This window comes from Streptomyces sp. NPDC050674 (assembly GCF_040654575.1).
GTDB lineage: Bacteria > Actinomycetota > Actinomycetes > Streptomycetales > Streptomycetaceae > Streptomyces.
The window spans coordinates 160,646-176,710 of the sequence record NZ_JBFAIG010000016.1; the positions used below are offsets into that span (position 1 = coordinate 160,646).

10 protein-coding genes are annotated in these 16,065 nt (G+C 73.1%); 5 read left to right on the plus strand and 5 right to left on the minus strand.

The genetic code is table 11. The annotated features are described in order from the left end of the window. The first annotated feature begins 107 nt into the window (after nucleotides 1–107). The 4 genes from AB0I06_RS25605 (at nucleotide 108) to AB0I06_RS25620 (ending at nucleotide 7,976) form a co-directional block, all read left to right on the plus strand. Nucleotides 108–803, plus strand: a complete 696-nt coding sequence (locus AB0I06_RS25605; RefSeq protein ID WP_363121178.1) for a GntR family transcriptional regulator — start codon at nucleotides 108–110, stop codon at nucleotides 801–803. A 70-nt stretch (nucleotides 804–873) separates the two neighbouring features. Continuing rightward, nucleotides 874–2,400: a hypothetical protein gene (locus AB0I06_RS25610; RefSeq protein ID WP_363121179.1), complete on the plus strand. Its 1,527-nt coding sequence runs from the start codon at nucleotides 874–876 to the stop codon at nucleotides 2,398–2,400. A gap of 31 nt (nucleotides 2,401–2,431) precedes the next feature. Beyond that, complete coding sequence (locus AB0I06_RS25615) at nucleotides 2,432–3,313, plus strand: hypothetical protein (RefSeq protein ID WP_363121180.1); 882 nt, start codon at nucleotides 2,432–2,434, stop codon at nucleotides 3,311–3,313. 34 nt (nucleotides 3,314–3,347) lie between these two features. Continuing rightward, entirely contained in the window at nucleotides 3,348–7,976 is a 4,629-nt protein-coding gene (locus AB0I06_RS25620; protein ID WP_363121181.1) for a hypothetical protein, read from the plus strand. Nucleotides 7,977–8,044: 68 nt separating this feature from the next. Here the strand turns inward: AB0I06_RS25620 and AB0I06_RS25625 are convergent, their stop codons facing one another. The 4 genes from AB0I06_RS25625 to AB0I06_RS25640 form a co-directional block, all read right to left on the minus strand. Continuing rightward, nucleotides 8,045–9,604, minus strand: a complete 1,560-nt coding sequence (locus AB0I06_RS25625) for an amino acid permease (RefSeq protein WP_363121182.1) — start codon at nucleotides 9,602–9,604, stop codon at nucleotides 8,045–8,047. Nucleotides 9,605–9,708: 104 nt separating this feature from the next. After that, nucleotides 9,709–10,857, minus strand: coding sequence for an aromatic ring-hydroxylating dioxygenase subunit alpha (locus tag AB0I06_RS25630; protein WP_363121183.1), 1,149 nt, complete (start codon nucleotides 10,855–10,857; stop codon nucleotides 9,709–9,711). 34 nt (nucleotides 10,858–10,891) lie between these two features. Beyond that, nucleotides 10,892–13,342, minus strand: coding sequence for an FAD-dependent oxidoreductase (locus AB0I06_RS25635; RefSeq protein ID WP_363121184.1), 2,451 nt, complete (start codon nucleotides 13,340–13,342; stop codon nucleotides 10,892–10,894). Between the two features lie 364 nt (nucleotides 13,343–13,706). Then, on the minus strand, nucleotides 13,707–14,537 hold the full coding sequence (locus AB0I06_RS25640) for an IclR family transcriptional regulator (RefSeq protein ID WP_363121185.1): 831 nt from the start codon (nucleotides 14,535–14,537) through the stop codon (nucleotides 13,707–13,709). A gap of 268 nt (nucleotides 14,538–14,805) precedes the next feature. Between AB0I06_RS25640 and AB0I06_RS25645 the strand changes: the two genes are divergently transcribed. Beyond that, nucleotides 14,806–15,129, plus strand: a complete 324-nt coding sequence (locus AB0I06_RS25645) for a bifunctional 3-phenylpropionate/cinnamic acid dioxygenase ferredoxin subunit (RefSeq protein WP_363121186.1) — start codon at nucleotides 14,806–14,808, stop codon at nucleotides 15,127–15,129. Nucleotides 15,130–15,376: 247 nt separating this feature from the next. Here the strand turns inward: AB0I06_RS25645 and AB0I06_RS25650 are convergent, their stop codons facing one another. Continuing rightward, a complete protein-coding gene (locus tag AB0I06_RS25650; RefSeq protein WP_363121206.1) occupies nucleotides 15,377–15,958 on the minus strand; it encodes a hypothetical protein in 582 nt (193 codons plus the stop codon). Nucleotides 15,959–16,065 lie beyond the last annotated feature (107 nt).

Genomic DNA, 16,065 nt, shown 5'->3' on the forward strand with positions numbered 1-16,065 from the left:
GCGGCGCGGTGGGGAGTCGACGCCGTGACAAGCACCGTAGAGGATTGTTCAACGATCCCTCAATACCCATGTTGGTTCGTTCTTGGGATCTGCGGTTGAATTCCGGCATGGCAGAGCAGCTGAAGGACCTCGCCGACGACCGGGCTCTCCTGGGGCGCACCAGCACCGCGGAACGGGTCTCGGACATCCTCCGGAGCCGCATCGCCGAGGGCTACTTCCCGCCCGGGACCCGCCTGTCGGAGGACAGCATCGGCGGCGCCCTCGGTGTCTCCCGCAACACGCTGCGCGAGGCGTTCCGGCTGCTCACACACGAACGCCTGCTCGTCCACGAGCTGAACCGGGGCGTCTTCGTCCGGGTCCTGACCGTGGAGGACGTCGAGGACATCTACCGCACCCGCCGGCTCGTCGAGTGCGCGGTCGTCCGGGCCCTCGGGGAGCCGCCCTACGGGCTCGGAGGCTTGGCCGGGGCCGTCGAGGAGGGGCGGACGGCGGCCCGCGAAGGTGACTGGAAGGCGGTGGGTACCGCCAACATCCACTTCCACCGGGAACTGGTCGCCCTCGCCGCGAGCGAGCGCACCGCCGAGCTCATGCGCAGCGTCTTCGCCGAACTGCGGCTGGCCTTCCACGTGGTGGACGAGCCGCAGCGGCTGCACGAGCCGTACATCGCACGCAACGTCGCCATCCTGGAGGCCCTTCAGGGAGGCGACCGCGAGAAGGCCGAGCGGCTGCTCGCGGGATATCTCGACGACTCGCTGGAGCGCGTGGTCGAGGTCTACCGGCGGCGGGTCGGCGAGGACGGCTGAAGGACGGCGGCTCCCAGGGCGCACCGCGTCGTTTGGGCCGATGTCGGACCCAGGACCTAGTCTGTGCACCGTGACTTCGCCTGCATCGACGGACAGCGTTCCGCCCCAGCTCAGCGCGGGGCCGCGCCCCGCGCCGGGGCCGGCCGCCGACGAGGGGCTGGCGCGGCGCCTGCGCGCGCTCGCCTGCACCGCGCCGCTGCACGACCTGGACGCGCGCAAGGCCAACCTCGCCGGTGAGTACTCGGTGTACGGCATGGCGGAGGTGGCCCTCGCGGCCATCGACCTGGTCACCCTCAACATGGACTTCGACACGGGCGCCGACCACGACCAGGTCGTCGCCCGCCTCGTCCCGCGCATCGCCGCCCAGGCCCCCCGGCGCCCCACCGCCGAGCACGAGCGGGTGGCCCGCTGGGTCCTGGAGAACCTGATCAACGTCGGCAGCGTCGACCGCGGCTTCCGCGCGGTGTACGGCACGTTCGGCGCGGACGGCACCTATGTGCGCCGTGACTACGACTTCAAGCTGATCGAGGAGGTCCCGGGCCCCGGCGGCACGGTCTACCTGCGCACGACGGACGAAGCGGTCAACGTCCTCGTCGGCGCCCTCGACACGGACGTCACCAGCGCGCAGATCGCCGCCGAGGTCAAGCTGGAGGTGCTGATCAGCCGCGGCCGGCTCGCCGACGCCCAGCTCGCGGCCGAGCAGGCCCGCTACCGCACCGTGCAGTACTCGGAGACCCTGCGCCGCGCCCTGGACGCGACCCGGCGCAACGTACGCGCGGTGGACTGGCTCGCCACCGTCCCCGACATGATCGCCGAGGCGCTGGAACACGTCGCCGACCGCTACCGCCACGAGAACGCGATCCTCACCAACATCCGCAAGGCGCGTGACGAGACCGAGGAGCCGGAGCACAAGCGCCGCGCCGCCGACCTCGTCGACATCGTGAAGGACTGCATCCGCCGGCACACCCAGTTGCAGTCCCGGCTGCTGGAGGCCGGACCGCTCTTCCGCGCCGAGCAGGACCGGCAGGCCTTCGCCACCCCGATGACCACCTCGGGCACCGATCTCTACGGACACCTCCTCTCGCCCGTGCTGCCGCTGCCGCTGGAGCAGGCCGTCCGGGTCACGGACGCCTTCTTCGGCCGCGGCACCGGGCTGCGCACCCCGGTGTCCGTCCGCGTCGGCGACCTGGTCGACATACTGCTGACGCCGCCGGTGGAGCGGGAGCACCTCGGCGCGGAGATGCCGGAGCCCGACCTGATCGCCACGCCGGACGACAGCCGGTTCAGCGAGGAGCAGCTGGCGGCGGCGCAAGAGCTGCTCGACCTGCCCGCGGACGCCCCGCGCCGGCTGTCGGGGCTGCTGGCGGACGCCCGCAGACAGGACCCGGAGCTGCCCTACCTGGTGGCCCTGCTGGCGGTGCACGCCGCCAGTCCGCCGGTCGGCACGGCCTATCGCCAGGGCGAGCAGAAGCTGCTGTTCGCCGTGGACGACGGGACCGAGCTCGACGATCCGGAGTTCGGCGGCGCGGACCTGATCGTCGGTACCGCGCTGCTGGACGCGGCGGGGATGGCGGCGGACCGGACGGAAGCAGCATGAGTCAGTACGAGTGGCGCAAGGAGTCCCGACCGTGAGCGAGCATGTCGAGTGGAGCGAGCCGGACGGGCCGGCCCCGGCGGCCCCCGCCGCCGTCACTCCCGCCGACGCCGCCGACGCGGCCCGGCTCGTGTCGTTCGGGTTGCAGCCCAAGTTGCAGCCCGCCCGCGACCAGGAGTACGCGGACCTGCTGCGGCGCTACCGCGAGGACCCGCCCTTCGCGCGGCTCGCGGACGCCGTGGCGACCGGTCTGGGACTGATCGTGCTGGAGGTGTCCCCGCGCGCGGGAATGGCCGTCACGGCCGCCGAGGACTCGGTGTTCGCCGTCCGCATGGGCGACTACGCGCGTCGCACGTCCGCCGACGGCGGCGACCGGTTCCTGCACGGACTGGCCCATCTCGCCGTCGCCGCCCTGGCGTTCCCGCGTCCCGAGGACCTCGCCGACGACGGCTACATCGGCCGGGTCTCGGTCAACGGCGTCGACGCCTTCGTGCGCCAGGCCTGCCGCCGGCTGGAGGAGCGCGCCGCCGAGCAGGGCGAGAACACCGACCCGGCGACCGACGCGCCCGGCCTGGAGGCCGCCTGGCGGATCTGGGTGCGGCGCAGCGCCACCGGCGCCACCAAGGACGCCCGCCGCCTGGCCGGTTCGACCACCGGCATCGTCGCCAAGGCCGTCGCCTTCCTCACCGACTCCGGGTTCCTTCAGCGCACCGGCGACGACCACGGCGGCACCTACCGCACCACCGCCCGCTACCAGCTCCAGGTCCGCGACATGGCCGGCAGCGCCGCCCTGGCCGAGCTGCTGGAACTGGGCGTCGTCCCGGTCACCGACGGCACCCCGACGCTGCTGCCCCCCGAGGAGGGCGACGACCTGGAGCTGGTCGCCGACGCCGGGCTGCCCTTCCACTCCGCCTGACCCCCCATCTCACGAAGATCTACGAGAGTCCGCCATGTACGAGCTGTCCCGGGTCCGCCTCTACTCGATCGGGCCCGCCGGTGCGCGCTACGCCGACACCGTGCTTGACCTGCGGGGGGTGGGCGAGATCGTGCCCGACCCCGCGCCCACACAGGCGGAGTTCTTCGAGGACGAGCCGGTCGGCCCGCCGCGCAGGCCGGCGCCCGCGGGCGTGCTCTTCCTGGAGAACGGCGGCGGCAAGTCGGTGCTGCTCAAGCTGATCTTCTCCGTGATGCTGCCGGGTCACCGCAACACCCTCGGCGGAGCCAGCTCCGGCGTCCTGCGCAAGTTCCTGCTCGCCGACGACTGCGGACACGTGGCCTTGGAGTGGCAGCACGTGCTGACGGGCGAGTGCGTCGTCGTCGGCAAGGTCAGCGAGTGGCGCGGACGGCAGGTCTCCAACGACCCGCGCAAGTTCGCCGAGGCCTGGTACTCGTTCCGCCCCGGGCCCGGACTGAGCCTCGACAACCTCCCCGTGGCGGAGGCCACCGCCGTACGCGCCCAGGTCGAGGGCCAGTCCGGGGCACGCGGCCGGCGCCGCACCATGAAGGGCTTCCGCGACGCCCTCACCGAGGCGGGCAAGACCTACCCGCACCTGGAAGTGCACTGGGAGGAGACCCACGACCGCTGGATCGAGCACCTCGGCGACCTCGGCCTCGACCCCGAACTCTTCCGCTACCAGCGTGAGATGAACGCCGACGAGGGCGAGGCCGCCGGTCTCTTCGCGGTCAAGAAGGACGCCGACTTCACCGACCTGCTGCTGCGCGCCGTCACCGACACCCGCGACACCGACGGGCTCGCCGACCTGGTCAGCGGCTTCGGCAACAAGCTCGGGCGGCGCGCCGAGCTGATGGCCGAACGCGACTTCACCGCCGGGTCGGTGGACCTCCTCGGGCGGATCGTCGAGGCCGCCGAGGCCCGCTCCCGCGCGCGCGACGTCCACGCCGGAGCCGAGCGCCGCACCCGGACCCTGGCCCGCAGGCTGTCCGCGCGCGGCGCGCAGGAGCGGGTCCGGGCCGCCGACCTCGCCCAGCGGGTCACCGCCGCCGCGTACGCCGTGACGCACGCCGAGGCGGCCCGCGAGCGCAGCGCGCTCATCTCCGCCGAACTCGCCTACCGGCACGCCTCCCTGGCCCTCGCCGCGGCCGAGAAGTCCGCCGCCGCGCAGAAGCGCGAGCTCGCCGACGCCCGCACCCTGTACGCCGCCTGGCAGGCCGCCGAGGTCGTGCTGCGACACCGAGCCGCCTCGGACCGCGTCGCCCGCGTGTCCGCCGCGATCCAGGAGGCCGAGCGGGACGCCGCGCCCGCCCTGGCCGCCCGCTCCAAGGCCGCCGTGGACCTCGTCCGGGCCCTGCACGCGGCAGCGGAAAAGGCGGAGAGCCACGCCAACGAGGAGGAGGAGCGCTCCGCCGCCCTCCAGGAGGTCAGCGACGCGGCCTACCGGGACTCCACCGCCGCCGCCACCCAGGCACAGCGCGCCCGCAGCGAGGTCGGCCACCTCAAGCAGCGCCTCGCCGAGGTCGAGCAGGAAACCGCCGAGGCGGTCCGGGCCGGCTGGCTCGACGACTCCGCGCCCGACGCCGACCCCGCCCGGGCGGCCCTCGCCGCCAGCGACGCCGAGAAGACCGCCGTCGCGGCCTGGGACGCGGCCCGCGAGGCGTCCCGCCGGGCCACGGAACACGCCCGCGAAGCCGCGGCCACCGAGAGCCGCGCCGAACTGACCGCGGCCCGCGCGGCCGACGCCGCCACGGCGGCGGAGCGGTCGTACGACGCCGAGCGCCGCACCGCCGAGGCACTGGCGGGAGAGGAGCGGCTTGCCGAACTGCTCGGCCTGACCCCCCAGAGCCGCCCGGGCATCCCCCAGCCCCGCCACGGCACGGACAGCGAGCCCGCGGCGCAGCCGGCCGGCGGCGCACAGGGACTCACCGCGGAGGAACTCGACCGCTTCGCCGACGAGCTGCGCGACCTCCTCGACGACGCCGTCTCCTCGGCCGAGCGGCAGCTGTTCGAGCTGCGGACGGCCGCCGCCGACGACTCCCGCATCCTCGGCGCCCTCGGCGACGGCGGACTGCTGCCGCCCGGCCCGGACGTGCTGGCCACGGTCGAGTTCCTCGGCGAGCACGGCATCCCCGCCCTCCCCGGCTGGCGCTACCTCGCCCAGGCCGTCGACCCGGCCGACCACGCACGCGTGCTGGCCGCCCGGCCCGAACTCGTCGACGGTGTGATCATCACCGACCCCGACTCCCACGCCCGGGCCCGGCAGGCGCTGGGCGACGCGGCCCTGCTGCCCCGCTCCGCCGTGGCCGTCGGCACCGCCGCCGCCCTGCTCGCCCCCACCCCGGCGCCGGACGGCGACAGCGGGGACGTGTTCCTCGTGCCGCCGAACCCGGCCATGCACGACGAGCACGCCGCCGACGAGGAGCGGCAGGCCCTGCGCGCCCGCGCCGCCGAGCGGGACGAGGAGATCCGTACCCTCGCCGCCCGGCTCGGCAAGGACCGCGAACTGGCCGCCCGGCTCGCCTCCTGGCGCACCGGCTGCCCCGCCGGCCGGCTGGCCGAACTGGCCCGCGCGGCCGGGGACACCCGGGAGTTCGCCGAGGAGGCCGAGGCCGAACTGGCCGAGGCCCGGACCGTGCGGGCCGAAGCCGACGATGTCGCCGCCGAGGCCGCGCGCGTCCGGGACGAGCGCCAGGAGGCCGCCCAGAAGGCCCGCCGCTCCGCCGACGCCCTCGCCGGACTCGCCTTCCGGCTGCGCGAGCGGGCCGGCTGGCAGGTCAAGGTGCGCGAACTGACCGACGAGGCCGCCGAGTCCGAGGCCGGAGCCCAGGCCTGCCTGGAGCGGGCCCGGGCCGCCGACGAGGACCGGCGGGCCGCCCAGCGCGCCGCCGACGACGCCCGCCGTACCGCCCGCGCGCTGCGCGCCGAGCGCTCCGAGATCGCGGGCGCCCCCGACGACGTCCCACAGGACGACGCCCCGGCCCCCAAGGCCTCCCTGCCCGCCCTGCGCGAGGCCTACCGGGCCGCCTCCCAGCTGTACGAGAAGGTCGGCGTGGGGGCCGACCTGCGCGCCGAGCAGGCCCGTGCCGAGAGTGACGAGAGCGCGGCCCGCTCCGAGCTGGACCGCCTCAGCAACAAGGTCCGTACGCGCGCGGAGCAGCTCCTCGAATCCCCCGACGGCTCTGACGGCCCCAGCCGCCAGGCAGCCGCCGCCCGCGCCGAGGAGCTGGTGCAGCTCCTGGAGACCCGGATGTCCACCGCGAGCGAGCAGCTCGGACGGCTGCGCGGCGAGGCCGAGCGTCTCGCCCCCGAGGACGGCGAGGCCCACACCGGCCTCCCCGAGGACCTCCAGCCGCGCGACGCCGAACACGCCCAGGCCCTGCTGCGCACCGCCACCGCCGAACTCGCCTCCCGCACCGAGGCGCTGAACCAGGCCCGCGAGGCGCACGCGGAACTCCTCGACGCCCACCGCGCCGCCGAGGACGCCGCGAGCGGCTTCGACGAGATCGCCGCCATGCTCCGCGACCTGCTGCGCGAGCACGGCACGGACGAGGAGCACGAAGAGCCCGAGCCCTACCCCGGCAGCCCCGAAGAGGCCCGGCAGGCGGCCGCCGAGGCCCGCCGCTCGCTGCGCGGCTGCGCCGCCGACCTGTCCGCCGCCGAGTCCGCCGTCCGCGAGGCGAGCGACATCCTCGTCCGGCACGCCAACTCCACGCGCTACGAGCAGGTCCGCACTCCGGCCCGCCAGCAGATCCGCGAACTGCCCGCCGCCGCGCTGCCCGAGCACGCCCAGAAGTGGGCGGACGCCTTCGCGCCCCGCCTGCGCGTCCTGACCGACGAGCTGGCCCAACTGGAGCGCAACCGCGACTCGATCGTGGACCGCCTGCGCGGCCTGGTCGAGTCGGCCCTGGCCACCCTGCGCTCCGCCCAGCGGCTCTCGCGCCTCCCGGAGGGGCTCGGCGAGTGGTCGGGACAGGAGTTCCTCCGCATCCGCTTCGAGGAGCCCGACCAGGCCACGCTCACCGAGCGGCTGGGCGAGGTCGTCGACGAGGCGACCCGCGCCGCCGTCAAGAAGAACTCCGACCTGCGCCGCGACGGCATGTCCCTGCTGCTGCGGGGCGTCGCGGCGGCCCTTCACCCCAAGGGCGTCGCCGTGGAGATCCTCAAGCCCGACGCCGTGCTGCGCGCCGAGCGCGTCCCCGTCGGGCAGATGGGCGACGTCTTCTCCGGCGGCCAGCTCCTCACCGCCGCCATCGCCCTCTACTGCACGATGGCCGCCCTGCGGTCGAACGACCGGGGCCGCGACAAGCACCGGCACGCCGGCACCCTGTTCCTCGACAACCCCATCGGCCGGGCCAACGCCACGTACCTGCTGGAACTGCAACGGGCGGTGTCGGACGCCCTCGGTGTGCAGCTCCTGTACACCACGGGCCTGTTCGACACCACCGCACTGGCCGAGTTCCCCCTGGTCATCCGCATGCGCAACGACGCCGACCTGAGGGCGGGCCTGAAGTACATCAGCGTCGAGGAACACCTCCGCCCGGGCCTGCCGCAGCAGCCCCGGGCGGGGGAGGCGGTCCACAGCGAGATCACGGCGACCAGGATGTACAAGCGCCCGGTCTCCTAGGCCGTGTCCGACCTGGGCCCGGGCGTGCTCCCGTCGATCGGCGCACTTCTCGCCTCGGCGGTCATCCTTCAGTCGGCCGTCGGGGTGGCGGCGGGAGCGGCCGGGGTCTCGGAGCGGTGCTCGGCGAGCACGCCGGTGCGGTGCCGCTGGACGAACCAGTAGTAGGCGAAGCCGCCGCCCGCGATGACGGCGACGAACAGCACCGCGCCCCAGCGCAGGTACCAGTGGTAGGGCGCCGTGGCGTTGTAGACCGCGGCCCGGGGCCAGATCAGGTTGAGGGTCATGGCCACGCCCCACAGGACGGCCAGGACGTTGACCGGCAGGCCCCAGCGGCCCAGCGAGAACCGCCCCTCGCCGGCCGGCTGCCACCTCCCGCGCAGGCGTGCCACCAGCAGCGGCACGGTGACGCCCAGGTAGGCGAGGTAGATCATGACGATGCCGATGCTGGTCACGACCGTGAAGATCTGCGGCTGACGGATGTTGACCACCAGGATCGCCAGCGCCAGGATCCCGATGATCACGGTCGGCAGGACCGGCGTCTGGAACCGCGGGTGGCACTTGGCCAGTTTCGAGGACGCCGGCAGGTTGTTGTCGCGGGCCATCGCGAACGCCAGCCGGACCGCGGCTGTGTGCACCGCCAGGGCGCACACCGTCACCGCGATCAGCACGCACCACAGCATCGCCTTGCCGGCCGTCGGGCCGAGCACGTCCAGCACGATGTACTGCAGGCCGTCCGTCGAGAGCTTCTCGCCGTTCAGGCTGGACACGCTCATCAGCGCCAGGAGCAGGACCAGGCCGCCCAGGACGAAGGAGGCCACGATCGCCCGGATGATGGCGCGCGGCGCGTTCCGGGTCGGGTCCAGGGATTCCTCACCGAGCGAGGCGGCGGTGTCGAAGCCGTACATGACGTACGCCGAGGCCAGCGAGGCCACCAGGAAGGCGCCCAGGTAGCCGTTGCCGTAGCCCGCGCCGGTGCCGTGCGTCTCCATGACGACCTGGGGGCCGCGCGTGATGTGGACGGCGAACAGGACGATCAGCACGACGGTGGCGATCAACTCGATGAACACGCCCGCCGTGTTGATCCGTGCCATCAGCTTGACGCCGAAGGCGTTCACGAGGGTCGTGAACAGGATCAGCACCGCGGCCAGGATGACCGCGTTGGTCGCCACGTCGTACCGACCGGTGCCGTCCCCCACGAACTGGAAGAACGACGAGATCTGCGGCAGCGTCAGCTGGTAGGCCAGCGCGACGGCCGAGATGGACACGATCGAGGCGATCAGCATCATCCAGCCGGCGAGCCAGCCCAGATGCGGATTGCCCGTCTTCTTCGACCAGTTGTAGACGGAGCCCGCCACGGGGTAGCGCGCGGCGAGCTCGGCGAAGCACAGGGCGACCATGAACTGGCCGGCGAAGACCATCGGCCACGACCACCAGTACGCGGGGCCGCCGCTGCCGTAGCCGAAGTAGAACAGCTGGAAGGTGCCGGTGAGGATCGAGATGTAGCTGATGCCCGCGGCGAAGGTGTGGAAGGTGCCGAGGGTGCGTTTGAGCTCGGGTCTGTAGCCGAACTCCGTCAGTTCGGCGTCGTCCCTGCCGTGTGGGCCGGTCGGCTCTGCGGTTGTTCTCATGGGCGGTTCCTCAATGGGTGTGCCCCGGGGCGGGGTCGGTCGGTCGGACCAACCCTGGCGCGTGGGACGGGTGTTGTGCCAGACGTGCTTCGTCCCGTGGTGCCTCACCGGTGACGAGCAGATCGCGCACGACCGCCTCCCAGCCGCTCGACGAGCCATTCGTGGAAGATCCGGATGTGGTGCTCGGTGGGCACCAGCACACCGCCCTCGCGGTACGCGCGGGAGGACATCGCCGGCTGCGTGCGTTCACAGGCTGCGAAGTCCTGCTCGTTGACGCGGTGGAACAGCTCCACCGACCTCGACACGTCCGCCCCGGACTCCACCACCTCGGGCGCGTACAGCCAGTCGCACTCCACGACCGTGCGGTCCTCGGCGAGCGGGAACAGGCGGTGCAGGATGACGTGGTCGGGGACGAGGTTGACGAAGACGGCCGGCTTGACCGTGAGGGCGTAGTAGCGGCGGTCCTGATCGGGGCTCACGTCCGGAAGCCTGCCGAAGCCCTCGCCGCCGTCGACGGTGAAGCCCTGCACCTGCTCTCCGAACGCGGCGCCGTGCCCCACGTAGTACTGGGCGGCGTAGCCGTCGGCGAACTCCGGCAGCACCTCGGTCAGTTCGGGGTGGATCGCCGCACAGTGGTAGCACTCCATGAAGTTCTCGACGATCAGTTTCCAGTTCGCCCTCACGTCATAGGTGATGCGTGTGCCGAGCGCGAGGTTCTCCGTGCCGTAATGATCGATCGCCGCGACGTCCCCGAGCCGCTCGACGGCCGCGTGCACGACCGTCTCCTCGAAGGACGGCGGCTCGTCCGCGAGGCACACCCAGGCGTAGCCGAGCCACTCGCGCAGCGCCACTTCGATCAACCCGTACGCGGCACGGTCGACGTCCGGCATCTTGACCAGGTGGGGCGCCGCGATCAGCTTGCCGTCGAGGTCGTACGTCCAGGCGTGGTACGGGCATTGGAGTGTGCGGCGGACCTGGCCCGACTCCTGCGTGCACAGCCGGGCGCCGCGGTGCCGGCACACGTTGAGGAAGGCGCGCAGTTCGCCCGTGCGCGTGCGGGTGATGATGACGTTCTCGCGACCGGCCTGGACGGTACGGAAGACGCCGGGCCGGTCGAGGTCACGGCTGCGGACCGCGCAGAACCACAGCGCCTCGAAGATGTGCTCCTGCTCCTGCCGGAAGACGTCCGGGTCGGTGTAGTAGCGCCCGGGGAGGGTGGCGATCAGGCTCGGGGTGGTCGGGGTCGTCGTCACGTGGGTGCTCCTCGAAGAGGCCAAGGCGTGTCCCCTAGCGGCGGATGCGCGTCATCTGCGGGTCGAACAGTGGCTCGTCCGCGACCGTGGCCGGGACCTTCTCGCCGAAGTACTCGATCTGCACACCGGTGCCCGCGGTGAGACCCGCGGGCAGCCAGGCGTAGGCGACGCAGCGGCCGAGCGTGTAGCCGTACGCCGCGCTGGTGACGTAGCCGGCCGGGGCGCCGTCGACATGAACCGGCTCCTTGCCGAGGACGACGGCGTCCGGGGCGTCGAGGAGGAGGGGCGTGAGACGGCGGGTGGGCGCACCGGCCCGGGCCAGGGCCGCCTTGCCGACGAAGTCGCCCCGGTCCATGCGGACCGCGAACCCGACGCCCGCCTCGAACGGGTTGTGCTCGTCGGTCATGTCGACGCCCCAGGCACGGTAACCCTTCTCCAGGCGCAGGGAGTTGAACGCCGAGCGGCCCGCCGCGACCACCCCGAGCTCCTGCCCGGCCTCCCACAGCGTGTCCCAGAGCCGCAGTCCCAGATCGGCGGTGGTGTACAGCTCCCAGCCGAGCTCTCCGACGTAACTGAGCCGCATCGCCGTCACCGGGACGTGCCCGATGTACGTCTGTCCGGCCCGGAAGTAGCCGAAGGCCTCGTGGGAGAAGTCGTCCGGGCTGAGCGGCTGGACGAGATCGCGGGCGAGCGGGCCCCAGACCCCGACGCAGCACGTGCCGGAGGTGATGTCCCGGATGTGGACGCCGGCGGGCGCGTGCCGCAGCAGCCGGTCGAGGTCGGCGGGAGAGTTGGCGCCGATCTGGAAGCGGTCGGGGGCCAGGCGGGCCACGGTGAGGTCGGAGCGGATGCCGCCCGACTCGTCCAGGAGCAGGGTGTAGGTGACCGCGCCGGGCTTCTTGCGGAGGTTGTTGCTGGTCATGCGGTCGAGGAAGTCCAGGGCTCCGGGGCCGGTGACGTCGAGGCGGCGCAGGGGCGTCATGTCGTAGAGGGCGACGCCCTCGCGGGTCGCCTTGGCCTCGGCCGCCGCTATCGGGGACCAGTACCGGGCCGACCACGCGTCACGCTCGGGCAGGGGGCCGAGGGCGTCGACGAGCGCGGCGTTCGCCTCGTACCAGTGCGGGCGCTCCCAGCCGCCGCCCTCCAGGAAGTACGCGCCGAGCTGCTGCTGCCGGGCGTGGAAGGGGCTGACCCGCAGCGGCCGCGGCCGCTCCATCGGCTGGAGCGGGTGGATGACGTCGTACACCTCGACGAACTGCCGCGCCCCGCGTTCGAGGACGTACGACGGTGAGCGCTGGGCCTCCTCGAACCGCGTGAGGTCGCACTCGTGCAGGTCGATCGAGGACCGTCCGTCGACCATCCACTCGGCGACCGCCTTGGCGACGCCCGCGGAGTGCGTGACCCAGACGGCCTCGGCCAGCCAGAAGCCGCGCAGCCGCCGGGACTCGCCCAGGACCGGCATGCCGTCCGGGGTGAAGGAGAACACACCGTTGAAGCCCGCCTCGATCTCGGCCTCGCGCAGGGCGGGCATGAGGTGCCGGCAGTCGGCCCAGCTCGGGGCCCAGTCCTCCTCCGTGAAGGGGTACGAGGACGGCATGTCCATGTCGCGGGCCCGGGCCTCGTCGTACGGCAGGACCGCGAACGGGTCGACGGGCAGGGGCCGGTGGGCGTAGGAGCCGATGCCGATACGGTCGGTGTGCTCGCGGAAGTACAGGTCGCGGTCCTGGAAACGGAGGATCGGCTTGGAGGCCTCGGCGGTGGCGCCGCTCAGTTCGGGTAGCGGCCCGGTCCGGGCGTACTGGTGGGCGAGCGGTTGCAGAGGCACGTCGACACCGGCCATGCGGCCGATGACCGGCCCCCAGAATCCCGCCGCCGAGACGACATGGTCGGCCGGGAAGGTGCCCCGGTCGGTGACGACGGCGGTGACCCGGCCGTCTTCCCGTTCGATGCCGGTGACGGTGTGCCGGTCGAGGAAGCGGGCACCCCGCGAGGTGGCCCGGGCCAGCTGGGCACGGCAGGCGAGCAGGGCCCGCGCCAGGCCGTCGTCCGGGGTGTGGAAGCCGCCGAGGACCACCGACTCGTCGATTAGCGGCCACAGTTCCTTGCAGCGGGCGGCGTCGACGATCTCGCCGCGCACCCCCCAGGAGGCGGCGTAACCGGCCCTGCGGTGCAGCTCGGCGAGGCGTTCGGGGGTGGTGGCCAGCTCCAGGCCGCCGACCTGCTGGAAGCAGGGGACGCCGTCGACGTCGAGGGAGCCGAACTTCTCGACGGTGTAGCGGGCCAGGGCGGTGAGGGTCTTCGACGGGTTGGTCTGGAAGACGAGGCCGGGTGCGTGCGAGGTGGAGCCGCCGGGGGCGGGCAGGGGCCCCTGTTCGAGGACGGTGACGTCGCGCAGGCCGCGGGCGGTCAGTTCGTCCGCGAGGGAGCAGCCGACGATGCCCGCGCCGATGACGACCACGCGGGGGTTCTCGGGTGTGCCGGACATGCCCCTCCTTGCCGGGACGGTGGAAGGCGGTGGGGGAGTGGGGCGTCGGACCGCGGAGCTGACGGGGATTCGGGAGGTTCGGGGAACGGGCCGCGGCCATCGCCACGGACAGCCCGCCCGGTCGGCACCTCGTGGGACACACCCAGCTCCCCTGCTGTTGCGCATTGCACGACAGGTTGCGCGATGAGAAACATAGTGGGAACGCCGTCGAGGCCCCGTCAAGAGGCGCGGGGCATGCTTCGCGCCAACCCGTGGAGCACGGGAGGGACGGGTGAGAGCCCCCCGCCGAACAACAGCGCGGGACCAGGCGTTTCACCTGATCCCGCGCCCACTTCCGCCTGGCCGGTGACCGGCCCCAACTACGTCAGAAGCCGTATCCCATGCGACGGGACAGCTCGATCGCGGCCGCCTCCGTGCGCTTGGCCACCTCCGGCAGCCGCTCCTGGCTCAGCCGGTACACCGGCCCCGAGACGCTGAGCGAGGCGATGACCTTGCCGTCGTGCGCCCGCACCGGGGACGCCGCGGCCGCCAGACCGATCTCCAGCTCCTCCATCGTGGTCGCGAACCCCTGCCGCACCACGGTGTCCAACTCGCCCCGCAGCAGGGAGGCGGCCGTCGTGGTGCGCTCGGTGAAGCGGTGCAGGGGACGCGCCAGCAGCCCCTCGCGCAGGGTCGGCGGCAGATGGGCGAGCAGTACCTTGCCGCTGGCCGTGGCATGCAGGGGGGTGCGCCGCCCGAGCCAGTTCTGCGCGGTGACCGACGCCGTGCCGCGCGCCTGCATGATGTTGACCGCCGCGTCGTCGTCCAGGACGGCGATGTTGACCGTCTCACCCAGCTCGTCGGCGAGCTCCCTGCACACCGGGACGCCCTCCTGCGAGACGTCCAGCCGCACGGCCGCCGCCCCCGCGAGGCGCAGTACGCCGGCGCCCAGGTAGTACTTGCCGCGGTCCTTCGCCTGGGTCACCAGGCCGCGGTTCTCCAGCACGCCGAGCAGCCGGAACGCCGTGGACTTGTGCACGTCCAGCTCGTCGGCGATCTCGGTCACTCCGGCCTCGCCGTGCCGGGCGAGGATCTCCAGCACGCTCACGGCGCGGTCCACCGACTGCACGGCGCCGGCCGCGCCCCTGCCGCCCTGCCTGGCTCCGCTCTCCGCGCCGTTCGCCTCCTGGCCGGACTGCTTCTGCGTGCGGGTCATGGCCGAACTTTCACCACCTGTCGCCCTGTTCGGGCCGCATCTGCGGGAACCCCTTGACGCGACGGTCGCCCCGCCCGGATTCTGTTGCGTATGGCGCTTGTCCATGCGCCTTACGCAACATCATGTCACCGAAGCGGCCGGATCTCGACAGGGAACGAACTCCTACCCTTCCGTGCCCGGATCCGCCCCGGTCCGGCACCGCCCGGAAACCGCCCACAGTCTGGCCGAACCGGTCCGGACCACGCGTCCCGGACCGAGAGGGGGGCCCGTGATTCCCGTCTGCCGCCTCGAAGACCTTCCGAAGGGTGAGTCCTTCCGCGTCGAGACGACCCCGCCCGTCGCCGTGTTCCGCACCGACGACGGCGAGCTCTACGCCATCGACGACACCTGCACCCACCAGGACGCCTCCCTCTCCGAGGGCTGGCTGGAGGGCTGCCTCGTCGAATGCCCGCTGCACGCCGCCTCGTTCGACCTGCGCACGGGCAACCCGACCTGCCTCCCGGCCCGCCGCCCCGTCCGCACCCACCGCGTCACCGTCGACGACGGCTTCATCAACGTCCACCCGGCGGAGGAGGAGGGGACGGCGGCGTGAACGCGTAGCGCGGGGTCGCTGCGCGCAGCGGTACGGCGGCCGCGGTGAGCCCCGCGCGTGTGCCGCGGCGCCGCCGGTGAACTCCGCGCGTGCGCGGCATCGCCGGCGCTTGGCTCCGCGCGTGCGCCGCCCTCGGCCGGCTCACCCGCCATGGACACCTAGCCGTGGCTCGTGCCACCGACGGTGCTTCGGGTATGAGGCATCGAGAGCCGTCAAGAGATGCCGAACACGTCTCAGGCCGCACGCCTCACGAATGAGACAGCTGCCCGGCGCCACCCCGCCGACGTATCCGCCCCTGTGCCCGCTCGGTGGCCCGCTCCTGCCGCCGGGCCCGGCGCCGCTCGCGCCGCAGCGCCCGGGCCGTGCTGCTCGGCACCGACACCACGCCGTTGCGCTGGTGCCACACCTGGCGCGTCACCCACACGTCGAGCGCTCCCCAGGTGGCGGCGATCGTGCTGACCACACTGCTGATCACCATCGGGAACGCCAGCCAGGACCCGGCCATCGTGCACAGGAACGCCACCATCGCCTGGATCAGCGTCACGGCTATGAGGAGGACCGCCCGCACCGCCGCCGTCCGCACCGGATCCGGCAGGCGGCGCCGCCGCGCGGGCTCCTCGACCCACAGGGGCCGGTAACGCTGCTGTTCCCGAGCACCGCGACCCACCTCGTGGGTCAGAACCCCGGTCTCCCGCTCCGCGGGCTCCGCCACGCCCTCGGGAACCCTCCGATCGGTCACCTCGGGAGGCCGATACTCCGTCAGTCGCGCCCCGCCCGCCCTGGACGCACCGCGCTGTTCCGCCGTGCCCATCACCGTGTCACTCCCCACCGCCAGCAGACCGCTCGCTCGCATCCGAAGACCCGTGCTCCCCAGTGGCTGCCCGGCTTGCGCTGTTTTACGCCGCCCGGGTGCGGGACGCGGCTCCTGTGGCCGAT